Annotated in this window: 11 protein-coding genes; 6 read left to right on the top strand and 5 right to left on the bottom strand. The window is 42.1% G+C overall.

Annotation, left to right across the window (positions count from 1 at the left end; genetic code table 11):
- Positions 1-247: 247 nt before the first annotated feature.
- From AC1DPZ_RS11755 to AC1DPZ_RS11745, 3 genes are all read left to right on the top strand, one after another.
- Entirely contained in the window at positions 248-2503 is a 2256-nt protein-coding gene (locus AC1DPZ_RS11755; protein WP_477403459.1) for a family 20 glycosylhydrolase, read from the top strand.
- Positions 2504-2512: 9 nt separating this feature from the next.
- Positions 2513-4624 carry an alpha-L-fucosidase gene (locus AC1DPZ_RS11750; protein ID WP_477403457.1) on the top strand — a complete coding sequence of 704 codons (2112 nt, stop codon included), beginning with the start codon at positions 2513-2515 and terminating at the stop codon, positions 4622-4624.
- 71 nt (positions 4625-4695) lie between these two features.
- On the top strand, positions 4696-6972 hold the full coding sequence (locus AC1DPZ_RS11745; RefSeq protein WP_477403455.1) for a GH92 family glycosyl hydrolase: 2277 nt from the start codon (positions 4696-4698) through the stop codon (positions 6970-6972).
- Positions 6973-7034: 62 nt separating this feature from the next.
- On the opposite strand, the gene AC1DPZ_RS11740 is transcribed toward AC1DPZ_RS11745, so the two are convergent.
- Positions 7035-8690, bottom strand: coding sequence for a L,D-transpeptidase family protein (locus AC1DPZ_RS11740; protein ID WP_477403453.1), 1656 nt, complete (start codon positions 8688-8690; stop codon positions 7035-7037).
- A gap of 413 nt (positions 8691-9103) precedes the next feature.
- On the opposite strand from AC1DPZ_RS11740, the gene AC1DPZ_RS11735 reads away from it, so the two are divergent.
- The 3 genes from AC1DPZ_RS11735 to AC1DPZ_RS11725 all read left to right on the top strand — a co-directional run bounded on the left by AC1DPZ_RS11735 (position 9104) and on the right by AC1DPZ_RS11725 (position 11901).
- On the top strand, positions 9104-9745 hold the full coding sequence (locus tag AC1DPZ_RS11735; RefSeq protein ID WP_477403451.1) for a redoxin domain-containing protein: 642 nt from the start codon (positions 9104-9106) through the stop codon (positions 9743-9745).
- Between the two features lie 25 nt (positions 9746-9770).
- The gene (locus AC1DPZ_RS11730; RefSeq protein WP_477403449.1) at positions 9771-10388 is read left to right on the top strand and encodes a beta-class carbonic anhydrase; all 618 of its coding nucleotides are present in this window, start codon (positions 9771-9773) and stop codon (positions 10386-10388) included.
- Between the two features lie 64 nt (positions 10389-10452).
- A complete protein-coding gene (locus AC1DPZ_RS11725) occupies positions 10453-11901 on the top strand; it encodes a phytoene desaturase family protein (RefSeq protein WP_477403447.1) in 1449 nt (482 codons plus the stop codon).
- 138 nt (positions 11902-12039) lie between these two features.
- On the opposite strand, the gene AC1DPZ_RS11720 is transcribed toward AC1DPZ_RS11725, so the two are convergent.
- The 4 genes from AC1DPZ_RS11720 to AC1DPZ_RS11705 form a co-directional block, all read right to left on the bottom strand.
- Positions 12040-13590, bottom strand: a complete 1551-nt coding sequence (locus AC1DPZ_RS11720) for an alpha-N-arabinofuranosidase (RefSeq protein WP_477403445.1) — start codon at positions 13588-13590, stop codon at positions 12040-12042.
- Positions 13591-13705: 115 nt separating this feature from the next.
- Positions 13706-14293: a TlpA family protein disulfide reductase gene (locus AC1DPZ_RS11715; RefSeq protein WP_477403443.1), complete on the bottom strand. Its 588-nt coding sequence runs from the start codon at positions 14291-14293 to the stop codon at positions 13706-13708.
- A 26-nt stretch (positions 14294-14319) separates the two neighbouring features.
- Positions 14320-14730: a DUF6691 family protein gene (locus AC1DPZ_RS11710; protein ID WP_477403441.1), complete on the bottom strand. Its 411-nt coding sequence runs from the start codon at positions 14728-14730 to the stop codon at positions 14320-14322.
- Between the two features lies 1 nt (position 14731).
- A partial coding sequence (locus AC1DPZ_RS11705) for a YeeE/YedE family protein (protein ID WP_477403439.1) occupies positions 14732-15061 on the bottom strand: 330 nt, incomplete at its 5' end.

Here is a 15061-nt window from a genome sequence, read left to right as displayed (position 1 = left end):
GTTTAATGTTGTTCACGGTACACAAGTAACAATTTAGAGCCTTTTGAAATAATATTAAAAAGTTTTAATATGTTTATAAAATTATTCTTCAAATTATATAAACCGTGTAAAAAGCGACATGTTTTATTTTAATTTTGTTGGGTTGGTTACACCTATGATCATAATTTCGTCTTTTTAACTTTATCAATAATCCTAACTGCTGATGATGACTTTCGTTAAAAAAATCTCTTTATTTAACTTCACGGTTATGATGATGACAACCTGTTTTGCTGCAAATGCACAGGAAGTATCAAAGTTTCCTTTGATCCCGTATCCAAGTGAGTTGGTAGCAGGCACCGGCTCTTTTGTAATAACATCCCAAACAAGCATTATAGCTGCAAAAGAATTTACCGACGAAGCTGCCGAACTTAATAAGCTGCTGCAAAAGGGTTTGGGCAGATCATTAAAACTAACTAAAACCGACAAGCCACGCACTATTAAACTGGTTTATGATGCCGGCATTACCGCACCAGAAGCATATAGGTTAAGTATAACCACTAAACAATTGATTATCAAGGCTAAAGATCCAGCTGGTGTATTCCACGCCGTAGAAACTATCCGGCAATTATTGCCCGTTTCTATTGAAACCGGCGCAATTCATAAGCAATTAACTTTACCTGTAGTATCGATAGAAGATAAGCCGGCTTATGAATGGCGGGGCATGCATCTGGACGTATCACGACACTTTTTCTCTGTAAGCTATCTTAAGAAGTTTATCGATAGGATGGCGCTTTATAAGATGAATAAGCTGCACCTCCATTTAACCGATGACCAGGGCTGGCGTATCGAAATAAAAAAATACCCAAAACTAACAGAAGAGGGCGCCTGGCGTACATTTAACAACCAGGATTCGTCTTGCATGAAACTCTCAATGGATAATCCCGACTTTATTATTGATAAAGAGCACATCATCCAACGTGAAGGTAAAACCTTGTATGGCGGCTTTTATACGCAGCAGGAAATGAAGGGGATTGTAGCTTATGCAACTGCAAGGCACATTGATATTATTCCCGAGATTGATATGCCCGGGCACATGATGGCGGCTATCAACTCGTACCCGTTTTTAACCTGCAATGGCGAAAATAAATGGGGTGCGCTGTTTACCAAACCTATTTGCCCATGTAACGAAACTACTTTTGAGTTTGCGCAAAATGTATTCAGCGAAATCATGGATATCTTTCCATCTAAATACATTCACATAGGTGGTGATGAGGTTGACCGTACCGATTGGGGTAAATCTGAAGCTTGCAAAGCTTTGATGGAGAAGGAGGGCATTAAAGACCTGCCGGCTCTGCAAAGTTATTTCATTAACCGGATGGAGAAATTCTTTAACTCAAAAGGGCGTAAACTAATAGGATGGGATGAGATTATTGAAGGCGGCATCAGCCCCACAGCTATTGTGATGTACTGGCGCACCTGGGTGCCGCAAGCACCGGTTAAGGCAGTTAAAAACGGCAATACTGTGATTATGACTCCCGGTGAACCGCTCTATTTTGATAACCAGGCCGATCAGTATTCTATCTATAAAGTATATCATTTTAATCCGATTCCCAAAGTATTAGATGCCGAAGAAGCCAAATCCATCATTGGTGCGCAGGCAAACATCTGGACAGAGCAGATCCCATCCGAAAGGCGTGCCGACTATATGTATATGCCGAGGATGACTGCATTGGCAGAATTACTTTGGACAAACCAACCGGATAAATACGATTCTTATTTGCAGCGCCTCGTGCAGGAATATAGCAGGATGGATGCTTTGAAGATCAATTACCGCCTGCCCGATCTGCCTAATCTTTTAAATGAATACGTATTTACCGATGAAGGCAAATTAAACATAGCGTCGCCATCAAAAAGTTTAACTATCCGTTATACTACTGATGGTGCTTTACCCGATGTTAAATCACCAGTATTACCATCACCATTAATTATAAAAAAATCCCAATTAGTAAGGGTTGCTGCCTTTACTTCAACCGGCACCCGTGGCGATGTTTATAATTTAAATTATACCCAACAGCATATGCTTGGGCCGGTAAAAATAGCACCGCCAAAACCTGGATTGACCTGTACCTATTATAAAGCCTATTTTAAAGAAACTGTATTGATGAAGGATGCAAAAATAGACAGTACTTTCACAACTGATAAAATTGAAGTACCTGCTACAGTACAGGCACCCTCATTTGGTATTACTTATARGGGATACATTGATGTTCCGGCTGATGGTATTTACAGCTTTTATTTAACATGCGATGATGGCGGAGTATTAAGTATAGGCCCAAATGTAGTTGTAAATAATGATGGTAATCACTCGGCACAGGAACGCAGCGGGCAAATAGCTTTAAAAATGGGAGCGCACCCTTTTAAACTTGATTTTATTGAAGGCGGCGGAGGGTTCACCTTGAAATTGAAATATAGCGTTAACGGTTCTGCACCACAGGATATACCTGCAGATTGGTTTAAAAATTAAAGATCTTTTATGAGGAAGTTTACAGGTATTGCTTTATTGTTATTTATCATTAGCCTAAAAGGTTTTAGCCAGGCTGCGCCCAAGCCTTACGGTGTGCTGCCAACAAAAGGTCAGTTAAATTGGCAGCAGATGGAGATGTACTGCATTATTCATTACGGTGTTGATGTTTATACCAACAAGGAGTGGGGTTATGGAGACGAAGACCCGAAGCTGATCAATCCTTCGCAGTTTAGCGCTATGCAAATAGTTGCGGCGGCTAAAGCCGGTGGTTTTAAGGGCGTAGTAGTTGTGGCTAAGCACCATGACGGATTTTGCATTTGGCCCACAAAAACTACCGAACATAATATATCAAAAAGTCCATACAAGAATGGCAAAGGCGATATGATGAGGGAATACCGGGATGCCTGCGATAAATTAGGCATGCAGCTGGGCGTTTATTGCTCGCCATGGGATAGAAACAACCTTAACTACGGAACTGCCGAATATATAAACATCTACCGCGCGCAGTTAAAGGAATTGTATACCAATTATGGCCCCCTGTTTATATCATGGCACGATGGCGCCAATGGTGGTGATGGTTATTATGGCGGCAAGCGCGAAATAAGAAAGATAGACCGGTCTACTTATTATGGCTGGGATACTACCTGGGCAATTACCCGTAAGCTGCAACCCAACGCGGTTATATTTGGCGATGTGGGGCCTGATGTGCGCTGGGTTGGCAACGAAGAGGGCCATGCCGGTGAAACCTGCTGGGCTACTTACACGCCACACGCCCCCGAAGAAGGCAAGAAACCAGGCAACGGCTTTGTGAAAGATTATGAAGGAACAGAAGGTACCCGCAACGGTGATTACTGGATGCCCGCAGAGTGCGACGTTTCATTAAGGCCAGGCTGGTTTTACCATAAAACGCAGGACGATGGCGTGAAATCGCCATATACGCTGCTTGATCTTTATTATAAAAGTGTAGGTCGTGGGGCGGCGCTTGACCTGGGTTTATCTCCTGATCCGCGGGGAATAGTAAATGAGATCGATGTTAAATCGCTCACCGCATTTGGTAATTTGCTAAAACAAACCTTTGCTGTTAACCTGGCAAAAGGTGCAACAATAACAGCCAGCAATGTGCGCGGCGGCAACAAAACCAAGTACGGCCCCCAGTTTTTGATTGATAACGACCGCTACAGTTATTGGGCTACTGATGATAAAATCACCACGCCCGAAGTGACCATTGACCTGCATACCCCTAAAACTTTTAATGTGATTCGCCTGCGCGAGAATATTAAACTGGGCCAGCGTATTGAGGCTTTGGAGGTAGATGCCTATGTGAACGGTAAGTGGCAGCAAATAGGGGCTGCAACAAGTATTGGCGGCAACAGGCTGATCCGTTTAACACAGAACATTACTTCGGGTAAAATAAGAATAAGAATAACCAAATCACCAGTATCTGTAGCCTTAAGCGATTTTGGATTATATAAAGAACCTGTACACCTCACAGCGCCAAAGATTGTTAGGAATAAAAAAGGTGAAGTTAGCATTACTACCGAAGCTCCTGTGGGTGCTATCCGTTATACTTTAAACGGGCAGGAGCCTGCACTAAGCTCCCCATTATATACAAAACCATTTACTGTAATGGATGATGGAGTGGTTAAAGCAAGGAGTTTTGAAGGCACCACAAAAAAAAGCGATGTAACTTTTGTTTCATTAGGTTATGCTAAAGCCTATTGGAAAGTTTTGGATGCTGCAACGGCAAACAATAATGGCGTCGAAAATGCCATTGATGAGCATCCCGGTACACTGTACAGTACGTTGCAAAAGGATGCTGCAACCTATCCGCAGCAAATTACTATTGATATGGGCACGGCTCATGATATTAAAGCCTTTGGTTATTTACCACGGCAGGATAAACAACCTGAAGGAATTGTAGATAGCTATGTGTTTTATACAAGTAACGATGGTAAGGAATGGACTAAAGCTGCATCTGGCGAGTTTTCAAACATTAAATCGAACCCGATTGAGCAGCCGGTGGTTTTAAGTAAGCCCGTAAACGCCAGGTATTTTAAATTTGAAGCCACGCGGGTAATTGCCGGTAATGGTATTACCGTTGCCGAATTAAGCGTTTATTAATAAACTATTATGTGCTGTGGTTTAGGTTTGAAAAATATGATAAACCGCTGCACTATCACCCTATAAATAAAATGAAAAAACAGATCTGTTTAGCCGGAATGCTGGCACTTTTAGCTTTAAATTCATTTAGTCAATCGCATAAAAAGGCGGTGGCTGTAAAAACAGCCAGTCTTACAAAATATGTTGATCCTTATATAGGTACAGGCTTTCATGGGCATGTATTTGTTGGCGCCAATGTTCCTTTTGGCGCGGTACAGTTGGGGCCAACCAATTTATCTGAGGGCTGGGATTGGTGTTCCGGTTACCATATTTCCGATTCTACCATTGTTGGTTTTCAGCATACTCATTTAAGCGGCACGGGGATAGGCGATTTAGGTGATATTTCCTTTATGCCAACAACCGGCCCGATAAAAACGATTAAAGGCACGCTTAAAGATATGCAAAGCGGTTATGTATCGCTGTTTAGCCACAAGGATGAGGTAGTTAAACCAGGTTATTACAAAGTAAAACTTAAACGCTATGATATTGGTGTTGAACTTACGGCCAGTACCAGGGTAGGGATGCATAAGTACACTTTCCCTGCATCCAAAGATGCGCATATCGTTATCGACCTGAAGGAAGGTATAGGCTGGGACCGACCTGTGGAAACGTACATTAAGCAAGTGGATGATCGTACCATCTGCGGTTACCGTTTTTCAAATGGCTGGGCTGTTGATCAGCGTATTTACTTCACAGCAGTTTTTTCTAAGCCGATAAAAACATTTACTGTGTACGACAGTACAGCCAAAGCAGCAGGATCGCAATTAAAAGGTATTAAAGTTAAAGGTGTTATAAGTTTTGCAACCACCAAGGGCGAAGTAGTTTATGCTAAAGTTGGTATCTCGCCGGTAAGTATCGAAAATGCCATGTTAAATATCAAAGCCGAAATACCGGGCTGGGATTTTAGCAAAGTTGTTGCTAATGCAGATAAGGCGTGGAATACACAATTTCAGAAGATCAGCATCAAGGCAGATTCAATTTCGCAGCTTAAAAAATTCTATACCGCTTTTTATCATTCCATGGTTGCGCCATCTGTTTTTAATGATGTGAACGGCGAATATTGGGGAACCGATAAAAAAGTACATAAAAATATAGGTTTTAATAATGTGACCACGTTCTCGCTTTGGGATACGTACAGATCAAATAACCCATTGTCAACCATTATCCATCCCGAACATACAAACGATATGATCAACTCTATGCTGGCCATTTATCAGCAGCAGGGGAGCTTACCTGTTTGGCATTTAATGGCTAACGAAACTAATTGTATGGTAGGATACAGCGGGGTTCCGGTAGTTGCCGATGCTTTACTAAAAGGTTATAAAGGCTTTGATGCAAACCTGGCTTATGAGGCCATGAAAACCACAGCAATGCAGGACGCCCGAGGTATTAAATTTGTTAAGAATTTTGGTTATATACCTGCTGATAGTACTGCCGAATCTGTTTCGATGGGATTGGAATATGCAATTGATGATTGGTGCCTTGCTCAGGTTGCTAAAAAGTTGGGTAAAACAGCTGATTATGAATATTTCAGCAAGCGTGGGCAATACTATAAAAACTATTACGACCCCAAAGCCGGTTTTATGCGTGGCCGCCTGTCAGAGAATGCATGGCGTACACCCTACAGCCCGTTCATCTCTATTCACGAGCATGGCGATTTTACCGAGGGCAACGGCTGGCAATATACCTTCCTTGTGCCGCAGGACGTGGAGGGTTTGATCAGCCTTTTGGGCGGTAAAGATAAATTTAATATCAAACTGGATTCATTGTTTATTGCTAAAGGCGATATGGGCAAATTAGCATCCAATGATATCTCGGGTTTAATAGGTCAATATGCGCACGGTAACGAGCCAAGTCACCCAATGACTTATTACTATGCTTACTCTGGCCAGCCATGGAAAACAGCCGAAAAGGTGCGTTACATTTTAGACGATTTTTATACCGATAAAACTGATGGTATTATCGGTAATGAAGACGTTGGCCAGATGTCGGCCTGGTATGTTTTATCGGCCCTGGGCTTTTACCCGGTTAACCCCGCAAATGGTTTATATGTATTCGGCAGCCCGGTTATCAATGAAGCAACACTGAAATTGCAGGGTAATAAAACGTTTCATATTGTGGTGAAAAATAATGGACCTAAAAATAAGTATATCAACTCAATGAGCCTTAATGGCGCCAACTATACCAAAACTTATTTTGCCCATAAGGATTTAATGAACGGCGGCGAACTGGTGATTACCATGGGGGATAAGCCCGGAACAGTTTGGGGAATTGGTGATGCTAATAAAGCGGTATCGGTGCTCAAGTAGCCAGACGTTAAAAATAAAAGAGTCAGGCTGAATTATTTCGGCCTGACTCTTTTATTTAGATATTAATAATTTCCACTCCCTGATAATATCATGGACGCTAATTGCTCATCCCTGTTGTAAATATCTTTACGGAAATTAAGCTTATTGCCCCTATCTGTAAATGCGGTGAAATAGGCTATAAATACCGGTACTTTTTGTTTCAGTGTAACCTGCTTTTCTATACCTGAGTTCATTGCCAGGCTAATCTTTTCAGCCGTCCAGGTAGTATCACTTTTTAGTAAAAACGCCGCAAGTTTTGCAGGTTCACCCACCCGGATACAACCGTGACTAAAAGCCCGTGATGATTCGCCGAATAATGATTTTGAAGGTGTATCGTGTAAATAAATACTATAGCTATTTGGGAAAAGAAATTTTACCAACCCTAATGAATTTGCCGGACCTGGTTTTTGTTTAATCACAGGCAAGCCATTCAGCTGCCCGGTGATGATCATATTATGTTCATTTATATAATTAGGGTTCCGATGCTGAGCGGGTAAAACCTCGTTGCGGATAATACTCTCTGGCAGGTTCCAGTAAGGGCTGAATACTACGTACTGCATTTGCCCATAAAAAATAACAGTTTGGTGAACTTTTTGACCCACTACAACATTACAACTCCAAAGCAGGCTGTCAGCATGGTAAACATGCAGTTTAAATTCGGGTATGTTTACAGCCAGGTAATTGGTATTTAAGCTAACCGGCAGCCAGCGGCATCGTTCCATATTAACAATAATCTGGCGGATACGGGTTTCCAGTGGAACATTCATTTCGGCAATAGTTTCGGGGCCCGGTAAGCCGTCATTAGTTAAGCCATGCCTTAACTGAAACTGTTTTATGCCGTCTTTTAGTCCTTCATCAAATATGTTACTCAGCGTATCTCCTTTAAAGTCCTCCAGTTTATAAAGCCGTGTTTTAATTTGCGATATGACCACTGAAGAATCTCCCGGTTTTATTCCCTTCGCCGAAGGGATGGCAAGCCATTTTTCTTTGGCATCTAAAGCACGGTATTTGCTTAGAAAAGCTTTAAGCAGGTCATATTGCCTGTAAACAGGTTCAGATAGGGTGCTGCCAATTTTACCCTTTTGTTTCAGCAGGGTATCCAGGTAATCATCATAAGAGATCTTTTTTCTGGGCAGATACCAGTTTACGGCCTTGCTTGTCGCATTGCTCATTCCCTGGAATACCAACTTCGAAAACACAAAGTATTGGGCGGTAAGCATTAGCTCGGTGGAAACATTGGGTTTAAAGGTTTTATCTTTGGGATGAACCTCAAATACAAGCGAATCTAAAGATTTTGGGTAGGGGATGGCTTTATAAATACCTTCATTTTGCAGGTTAGTTAACCTGTCTGATAAGTTTCCGGCCTGTTCTATCAACTGTCCGTTGGCGTACCAGGCATAAGCAAATTTGCGCTTGCTATAAAACATGTTGATATCTTTAGCATAGGGTTCAAAAGCGGGGTACTTTTTAAGAAAGGCAATAACCTCCGCGCTATCAAAAACAAGTTTGGTTTGGTCGCTGAAGCTACCTGGAATAGTTTTATTCCATTCTTTAACAATTTCCTTTTTTAATGTGTCGGCTTTTGAGTGCTCACGTTTGATAACCTGCTTGCAACTAAATGTATTGAAAATGAATAGGATAAGTAGTATCGGCAAATGTTTGTAAGCTCCTTTTAGCATKGCTTTTTTATTAGTAAGAAAGAGAAAGGAAAAAATTAAATAAAATATCAAATAAAGTATACTAAATATATAGACATTATAGTATATTTGTCTTGTTAATTCAAAATCATGCAAAGTAAAGTGCAAAAATACCATACAAATAGCTTTTTAAGTCATAACGATCTTAAGGATATAGCCTGTATGTGTTGTTGTTGAATTTCTCTTCCGTAAAACCCCTCAACAAATAAAAAGTTTACTGACCTCGTTATTTAATATATTTTATGAACGCTTATCTGATTAGTCAAATGAATATGCCGACCGATGGTGTGTTACATTACAGCAGGGTAATATATGGATTATGCCGTTGTTGAACGTGATGTATTAATCCCGTATCCCCAACAAAAAATAATTTATATACCATTATTCTATTACAAATGTTAACCTCAAATAGTAAATACCCGTTTTTTGATCTTTCGGAAATTGTTCAAGATAATGATATTCCGTTTAAACCTTACCAGCCTTTAAAACCTGTAAAAGCAGGTAACTACATTCCCGATTTGAAATTTTTGAGTGATTACAGCCGCTGGCAATCCTTTTTTAACGGGGCTCAAACGCATGGACCTATTTCATTAAGGCAGTTGTTAAATAAACCTTTGGTGATTGCTTTTTATTCGCGCCATTGGGGGCAGCAAGGTTTTGAGCTGCTGAAGAAGTTGAACAATATTCAACAGGAAATAAAAGCCAACGGGGGTAATTTGTTGATCATAAGCGATGAGCGTACCGAAGAACTGGGGAAGAAAGCCTGGGAAAACAGTTTAACCCTTAACTTTTATCACGACGAAGAAAAAAATATAGCTAATATATTCAGGATCTATTCTGACAACGACCCGGTTTGGAACAGGTTTTCGGGAATTGATGTAAATGTACCCTTGTTGGCTACTTACATTATTGACACCAATAAACAGGTTATCTATAACCATATCGACCTGGACTTTTTGGGAACCTTTTTTGGCGAGGATATTATTTCTTCGGTTTATGAAGCCTCATTGATAGCTAACAGCAGGAGATCGGCCTGATATTTATTCACGTAAAATTAAAACTATGTCAATCACGATAGATGAGCTTGAGAAAGTGAAGACGAAAGTGCATCGGCAGGTACTTTCAGCCAACAGTGAATATGTGAAACACTTTGGCAACAAGGGCGAACTTACCATACCGCCCAAACGCCAGTTTGCTATTTTAACCTGTATGGATGCCCGCCTTGATCCGGCGAAGTATGCAGGTTTGGCCGAAGGTGATGCGCATGTGATCCGCAATGCGGGCGGGCGGGCAAGCGACGATGCCATCAGGTCGCTGGTTATTTCGCATAAATTATTGGGTACTAAAGAGTGGTTTGTAATTCACCATACCGATTGCGGTATGGGTTTATTTACCGATGACATAATTCGCAATCTGCTGGCTACAAGTTTAAAAACAGCTGCGGTTGATGAAAATGGCTGGCATAATACCGATGAAAGCGGTGGATCTGATGAGGCGGCCCATATTGCGTTCCTTACTTTTAAAAACCTGGAAGCCAGTGTTACCGAAGATGTGGAGCGCATCAGGAACCATCCTTTAGTTGCCGGGCATATCCCCATTTACGGTTACGTGTATGATGTGCGGTCGGGCAAACTGATCGAGGTGCCCGAAGCCAGCCATGCCGGCGAGGTTTTTAATTAAACTATATAGGTGCGAAGCTGTTAATTTGGATATCTTAGGAGTTCAAAAACTTTGAAATATACAGATGAAGCTTGAAAAGCGCGATTACGATGCCATAATAGTTGGGTCGGGCCCAAACGGCCTGGCAGCAGCAATATTGTTGCAGCAAAACGGCATGTCTGTATTGTTGCTGGAGGGTAAAAAAGAAATAGGAGGAGGCCTGCGTACAGCAGAGCTTACTTTACCCGGCTTTAAACATGATATCTGCTCGGCTGTTCATCCATTAGCGGTAGCATCACCATTTTTTGAAACACTGCCTCTTGCACAGCATGGCCTCGAATATATTTTTCCGGAAACAGCTGCCGCCCATCCATTTGATGATGGTACGGCTGCCGTTTTACTAAAATCGGTTGATGAAACAGCAAAGCAGCTTGGCGCCGATGAACAGGCTTACCTAAACCTTATGAAGCCGGTGGTTAAAAACTGGCCCCTTATTGCAGCCGATGTATTAGGCCCGCTGCATTTTCCGAAGCACCCTTTGTTAATGGCCCGGTTTGGTTTGCCGGCGCTTACACCGGCAACCTGGTTAGCTAAAACATTTAAAACCCAAAAAGCAAAAGGCCTGTTCGGGGGAATGGCAGCCCACGCCATACAGCCGCTGAGCAATATAGCTACCTCGGCTATTGCACTTGTATTAATGGCCCAGGGACACTTAAAAGGCTGGCCGGTTCCAAAGGGTGGTTCGCAGCAAATAGCGAATGCTTTGGCGTCCTATTTTATATCCATAGGCGGAAAAATTGAAACAGGTTTCTATGTTCAGTCATTAGATCAACTGCCATCTGCCCACGCGGTTTTGTTTGATATTACACCAAAACAACTGCTGAAAATAGCCGGCCATAAATTTTCACCTTTATACAAATGGCAGCTGGAACGCTATCGTTATGGTGCCGGTGTATTTAAGGTCGATTGGGCATTAGATGCACCAATACCTTTTAAAGCCGAAGCGGTAAAGCAAGCCGGAACAGTACACATTGGCAACACCTTCGAGGAAATTGCCGAGGGGGAGAAAGAGATATGGAAGGGCAGGCATCCCGATAAGCCTTATGTGTTGTTGGCACAACAAAGCACGTTTGATAAATCCCGCGCACCCAAAGGTAAGYATACGGCCTGGGCCTATTGCCATGTACCCAATGGGTCTGGTAAAGATATGACCGATATTATTGAGCGGCAGGTGGAACGTTTCGCACCGGGTTTCAGGGATACTATCTTGGCTAAGCACGCTTTCAATACAGCACAGTTAGAGGAATATAATCCCAACTATGTAGGTGGCGATATTAATGGCGGTGTAATTGACATTGGTCAGCTATTTACCCGGCCGGTGTTGCGTTCATCGCCATATAAAACATCAGCAAAAGGACTTTATATCTGCTCATCCTCCACGCCACCAGGTGGTGGGGTGCAWGGTATGTGCGGTTATCATGCAGCTAAGAAAGCTTTGAGCGATGTTTGGGGCATAAAAGTAAAGCCGCTGTAGGCTCTACCCGAGGGGATGTATCATATAAAATTTATGACCCGAATAAATCCAAAGAAAAAAGAGGCTGATCATGTTTATGATACAGCCTCTTTGAAGAGATTTTTTAAGTCTCCCCTTCCAGGGGAGATTTAGAGGGGCTTAATTCAGTTCCAATGTCACTACAGATTTTGCAGGCAGTGTTACTACCAGTTTATCACCATCTTTTTTGGCGCCGTTAAAACTCGCAAGGTGCAATTTGTTAGGATTTTTAAAAGTGTTGATATCTGTGATTTTAGCCGAAGTTAATACCTGACCGCCAACGGTACTCCATTTAACATCTTTCAAATCGGTAGTAATGGTTATAGCATTATGCAAATCAAGATTAACCAATGAAATGTGCACCTTGCCGGCAGCATCCTGCGAAGCAGAGGCATTTACAGCCTCTATCTTTTTACCATCAACCTCGTAATTTGGTACGTTTAATTTAATTGGCAGGTATTTAGCATCCTGGTGAACCTTGTACATGTCAAAAATATGGTAAGTAGGGGTGAGTACCATTTTTTCCTTGTCGGTTAAAATAAGCGCCTGCAATACGTTTACAGTTTGTGCCAGCGCGGCCATTCTTACCCTGTCGCTATGGTTATTAAAAATATTCAGTGTTGTACCGGCTATAAGAGCATCGCGCAGGCTGTTTTGCTGGAATAAAACACCATGGTCGGGACCCGGTTCAGGATCTGTCCAAACACCCCATTCGTCTACAACTAAAGCAACTTTCTTTTCAGGATCATACTTATCCATAATGGCAGAGTGTTTGTTAACCAGTTCCTCCATTTTAAGGCAGTTAACCATAGTGCTAAAATATTCCTTTTCACTAAACTCAGTAGCCGATCCTTTTTTACCCCAGTCTCCTGTCGGAATTGTGTAATAATGCAACGATAAGCCCGACATCATCGAATTTGGGATGTTCTTCATGCAAACTTCTGTCCAGTTATAATCATCAGCGTTTGGTCCGCTGGCTATTTTTTGAAGCTTTGCGCCCGGGTAATCCTTGGCAAAAGAAGCGTAACGTTTAAACAGGTCTGCATAATATTCGGCTTTCATATTACCTCCGCAGCCCCAGCTTTCATTACCAACACCCCAAAAAGTTACCTTATAAGGTGCAGGGTGGCCATTTTTGGCGCGCATTTGTGCAACTGTACTGCTGCTGTTGGAGTTTAGATATTCAATCCATTTAGACATTTCCTCTACCGTGCCGCTGCCAACATTGCCGGCAACATAGGGTTCGCATTTTAATAAGTCGCAAAGCTCCAGAAATTCATGTGTGCCAAAGCTGTTATCTTCGGTGGTACCACCCCAGTTGGTATTTACCATACGCGGGCGTTGTGCTGCGGGGCCTATACCGTCGCGCCAGTGATATTCATCTGCAAAGCAGCCACCAGGCCAGCGCAGGTTAGGGATTTTGATTTTTTTTAGGGCATCAACCACATCCAAACGGATGCGATCCTGCTTTTTAACCGGCAGGTTTTTATCAACCCAAAAACCACCATATACACCACGGCCCAGATGCTCGGCAAATTGCCCGTAAATGTGCTTGCTGATGGTTGTTTTTGAATCAGTGCTGATGCTGAGAGTACCGGTTTGGCTGTAGCCGGTTGCCGAAATTAAACATAACACGGCAATGCCAAATGAGGAGAGCAGATTTCTTTTCATTGAAAAACAGGTTTATGCCGTAAAGAAAAGAAAAATTATTAATAAGTGTGAAAATAACAATAAAAAAATTAAAAGCCCCGACCAACCCTCTCCAAAGGACAGTTGGGTGAGGGCTCTAATTCGTTTCCTCTTCTAAAAACTCCTTAAACTTATCTCCGCTGTAATCAACCGCGCCCGAATGCCTATATTTCAGGCTTCCATCCTTGCCAAATACAAGCGTGGTAGGTATGGTGCCGTCTAATAATGTATCTGGTAGCTGGTTAAGGGATGTATATAATGGCAGGTTATAGCTGTGCTTTTGCAGGAACATACGGGCCCTGGCCGGGTCATTATCCACATCAACCATTATAAAAACTATTTTGGGATTGTTTTTTAGTTTTTCATACAGTTTATTGATCGATGGCATTTCGGCAAGGCAGGGTGGGCACCAGGTTGCCCAGTAATTTACAAATACTACCTTATGTTTTAAGCCCGATAAAGAGATGATATTCCCGGTTGAATCCTTATATCTATAATCGGGCAGATTTGCAAATACTTCATGATGACGGGCATAGCCCTCCGGATCTGGCTTAAAAAATCCTACAGCCATTAATCCACGGATCAAATAGCTTTTGGCAACAGGATTTATTAATGTAATTAAAGCCGCTGTCATGAGTATTATAAACAGGATGTTTGATTTGGAGATGTGTTTTCTTTGTATCATGTGGAATGATTTGCGCCAGGTAAAACTCAATGCGGCAATTTATTACGCAATAATCCATAAACCCAGGTACCTGCAATTGCACTTAATAAGGTTACAGCAGTAACCAAAAAGCCGCTTCCAATTTGCGCAAACAGCGGGCCAGGGCAGGCCCCGGTTATGGCCCAGCCTAAACCAAATATCAATCCGCCGTAAACATTACCCCAGCTGAATTTTTTTGGTTGAATGACAACCACTTCGCCAAGCAGGGTTTTAATCCTGAATCGTTTAATGATTAAAATTGATAGCATACCAACAACAATAGCGCTGCCAATAATACCATACATATGAAAAGCCTGCAGCCTGAACATTTCCTGGATCCTGAACCAGGAGATCACCTGTGATTTTACAAGTACCACCCCAAACAGTAAACCTATAAAGAGGTATTTTATATTTTTCATGTTAAAGTTGCATAAGGTAAGGTAAAATAAACCAGGTCATTACAAAGCCGCCTATCATAAAGCAGCATGTTGCTATCATAGACGGCCATTGAAGGTTAGAAATGCCCATAATAGCATGACCCGACGTACAACCATCGGCATACCTGGTGCCAAAGCCCACTAAAAAACCGCCCAAAACCATAAAAACAAAGCCGCGCAAGGTAAGTAATTGCTTAAAGCTAAAAATATCCCGGGGTAATAAACCAATAAAATCCTTTACACCTTGTTGCCTGAGCAGGGCATTAGTTTTGGGGTTAATATCAACCGCCTGATTCCCGGCTAAGTATTGAGT

Source organism: Mucilaginibacter sp. P4_G9, assembly GCF_056400985.1.
This window is presented reverse-complemented; position numbering and strand designations above follow the sequence as displayed.

Bases quoted from the DNA above. Each gene is read 5' to 3' on its own strand.
- AC1DPZ_RS11735 (WP_477403451.1), top strand. From the start codon at position 9,104: ATGTTAACCTCAAATAGTAAATACCCGTTTTTTGATCTTTCGGAAATT.
- AC1DPZ_RS11740 (WP_477403453.1), bottom strand. From the start codon at position 8,690: ATGCTAAAAGGAGCTTACAAACATTTGCCGATACTACTTATCCTATTC.
- AC1DPZ_RS11730 (WP_477403449.1), top strand. From the start codon at position 9,771: ATGTCAATCACGATAGATGAGCTTGAGAAAGTGAAGACGAAAGTGCAT.
- AC1DPZ_RS11710 (WP_477403441.1), bottom strand. From the start codon at position 14,730: ATGAAAAATATAAAATACCTCTTTATAGGTTTACTGTTTGGGGTGGTA.
- AC1DPZ_RS11720 (WP_477403445.1), bottom strand. From the start codon at position 13,590: ATGAAAAGAAATCTGCTCTCCTCATTTGGCATTGCCGTGTTATGTTTA.
- AC1DPZ_RS11750 (WP_477403457.1), top strand. From the start codon at position 2,513: ATGAGGAAGTTTACAGGTATTGCTTTATTGTTATTTATCATTAGCCTA.
- AC1DPZ_RS11745 (WP_477403455.1), top strand. From the start codon at position 4,696: ATGAAAAAACAGATCTGTTTAGCCGGAATGCTGGCACTTTTAGCTTTA.
- AC1DPZ_RS11715 (WP_477403443.1), bottom strand. From the start codon at position 14,293: ATGATACAAAGAAAACACATCTCCAAATCAAACATCCTGTTTATAATA.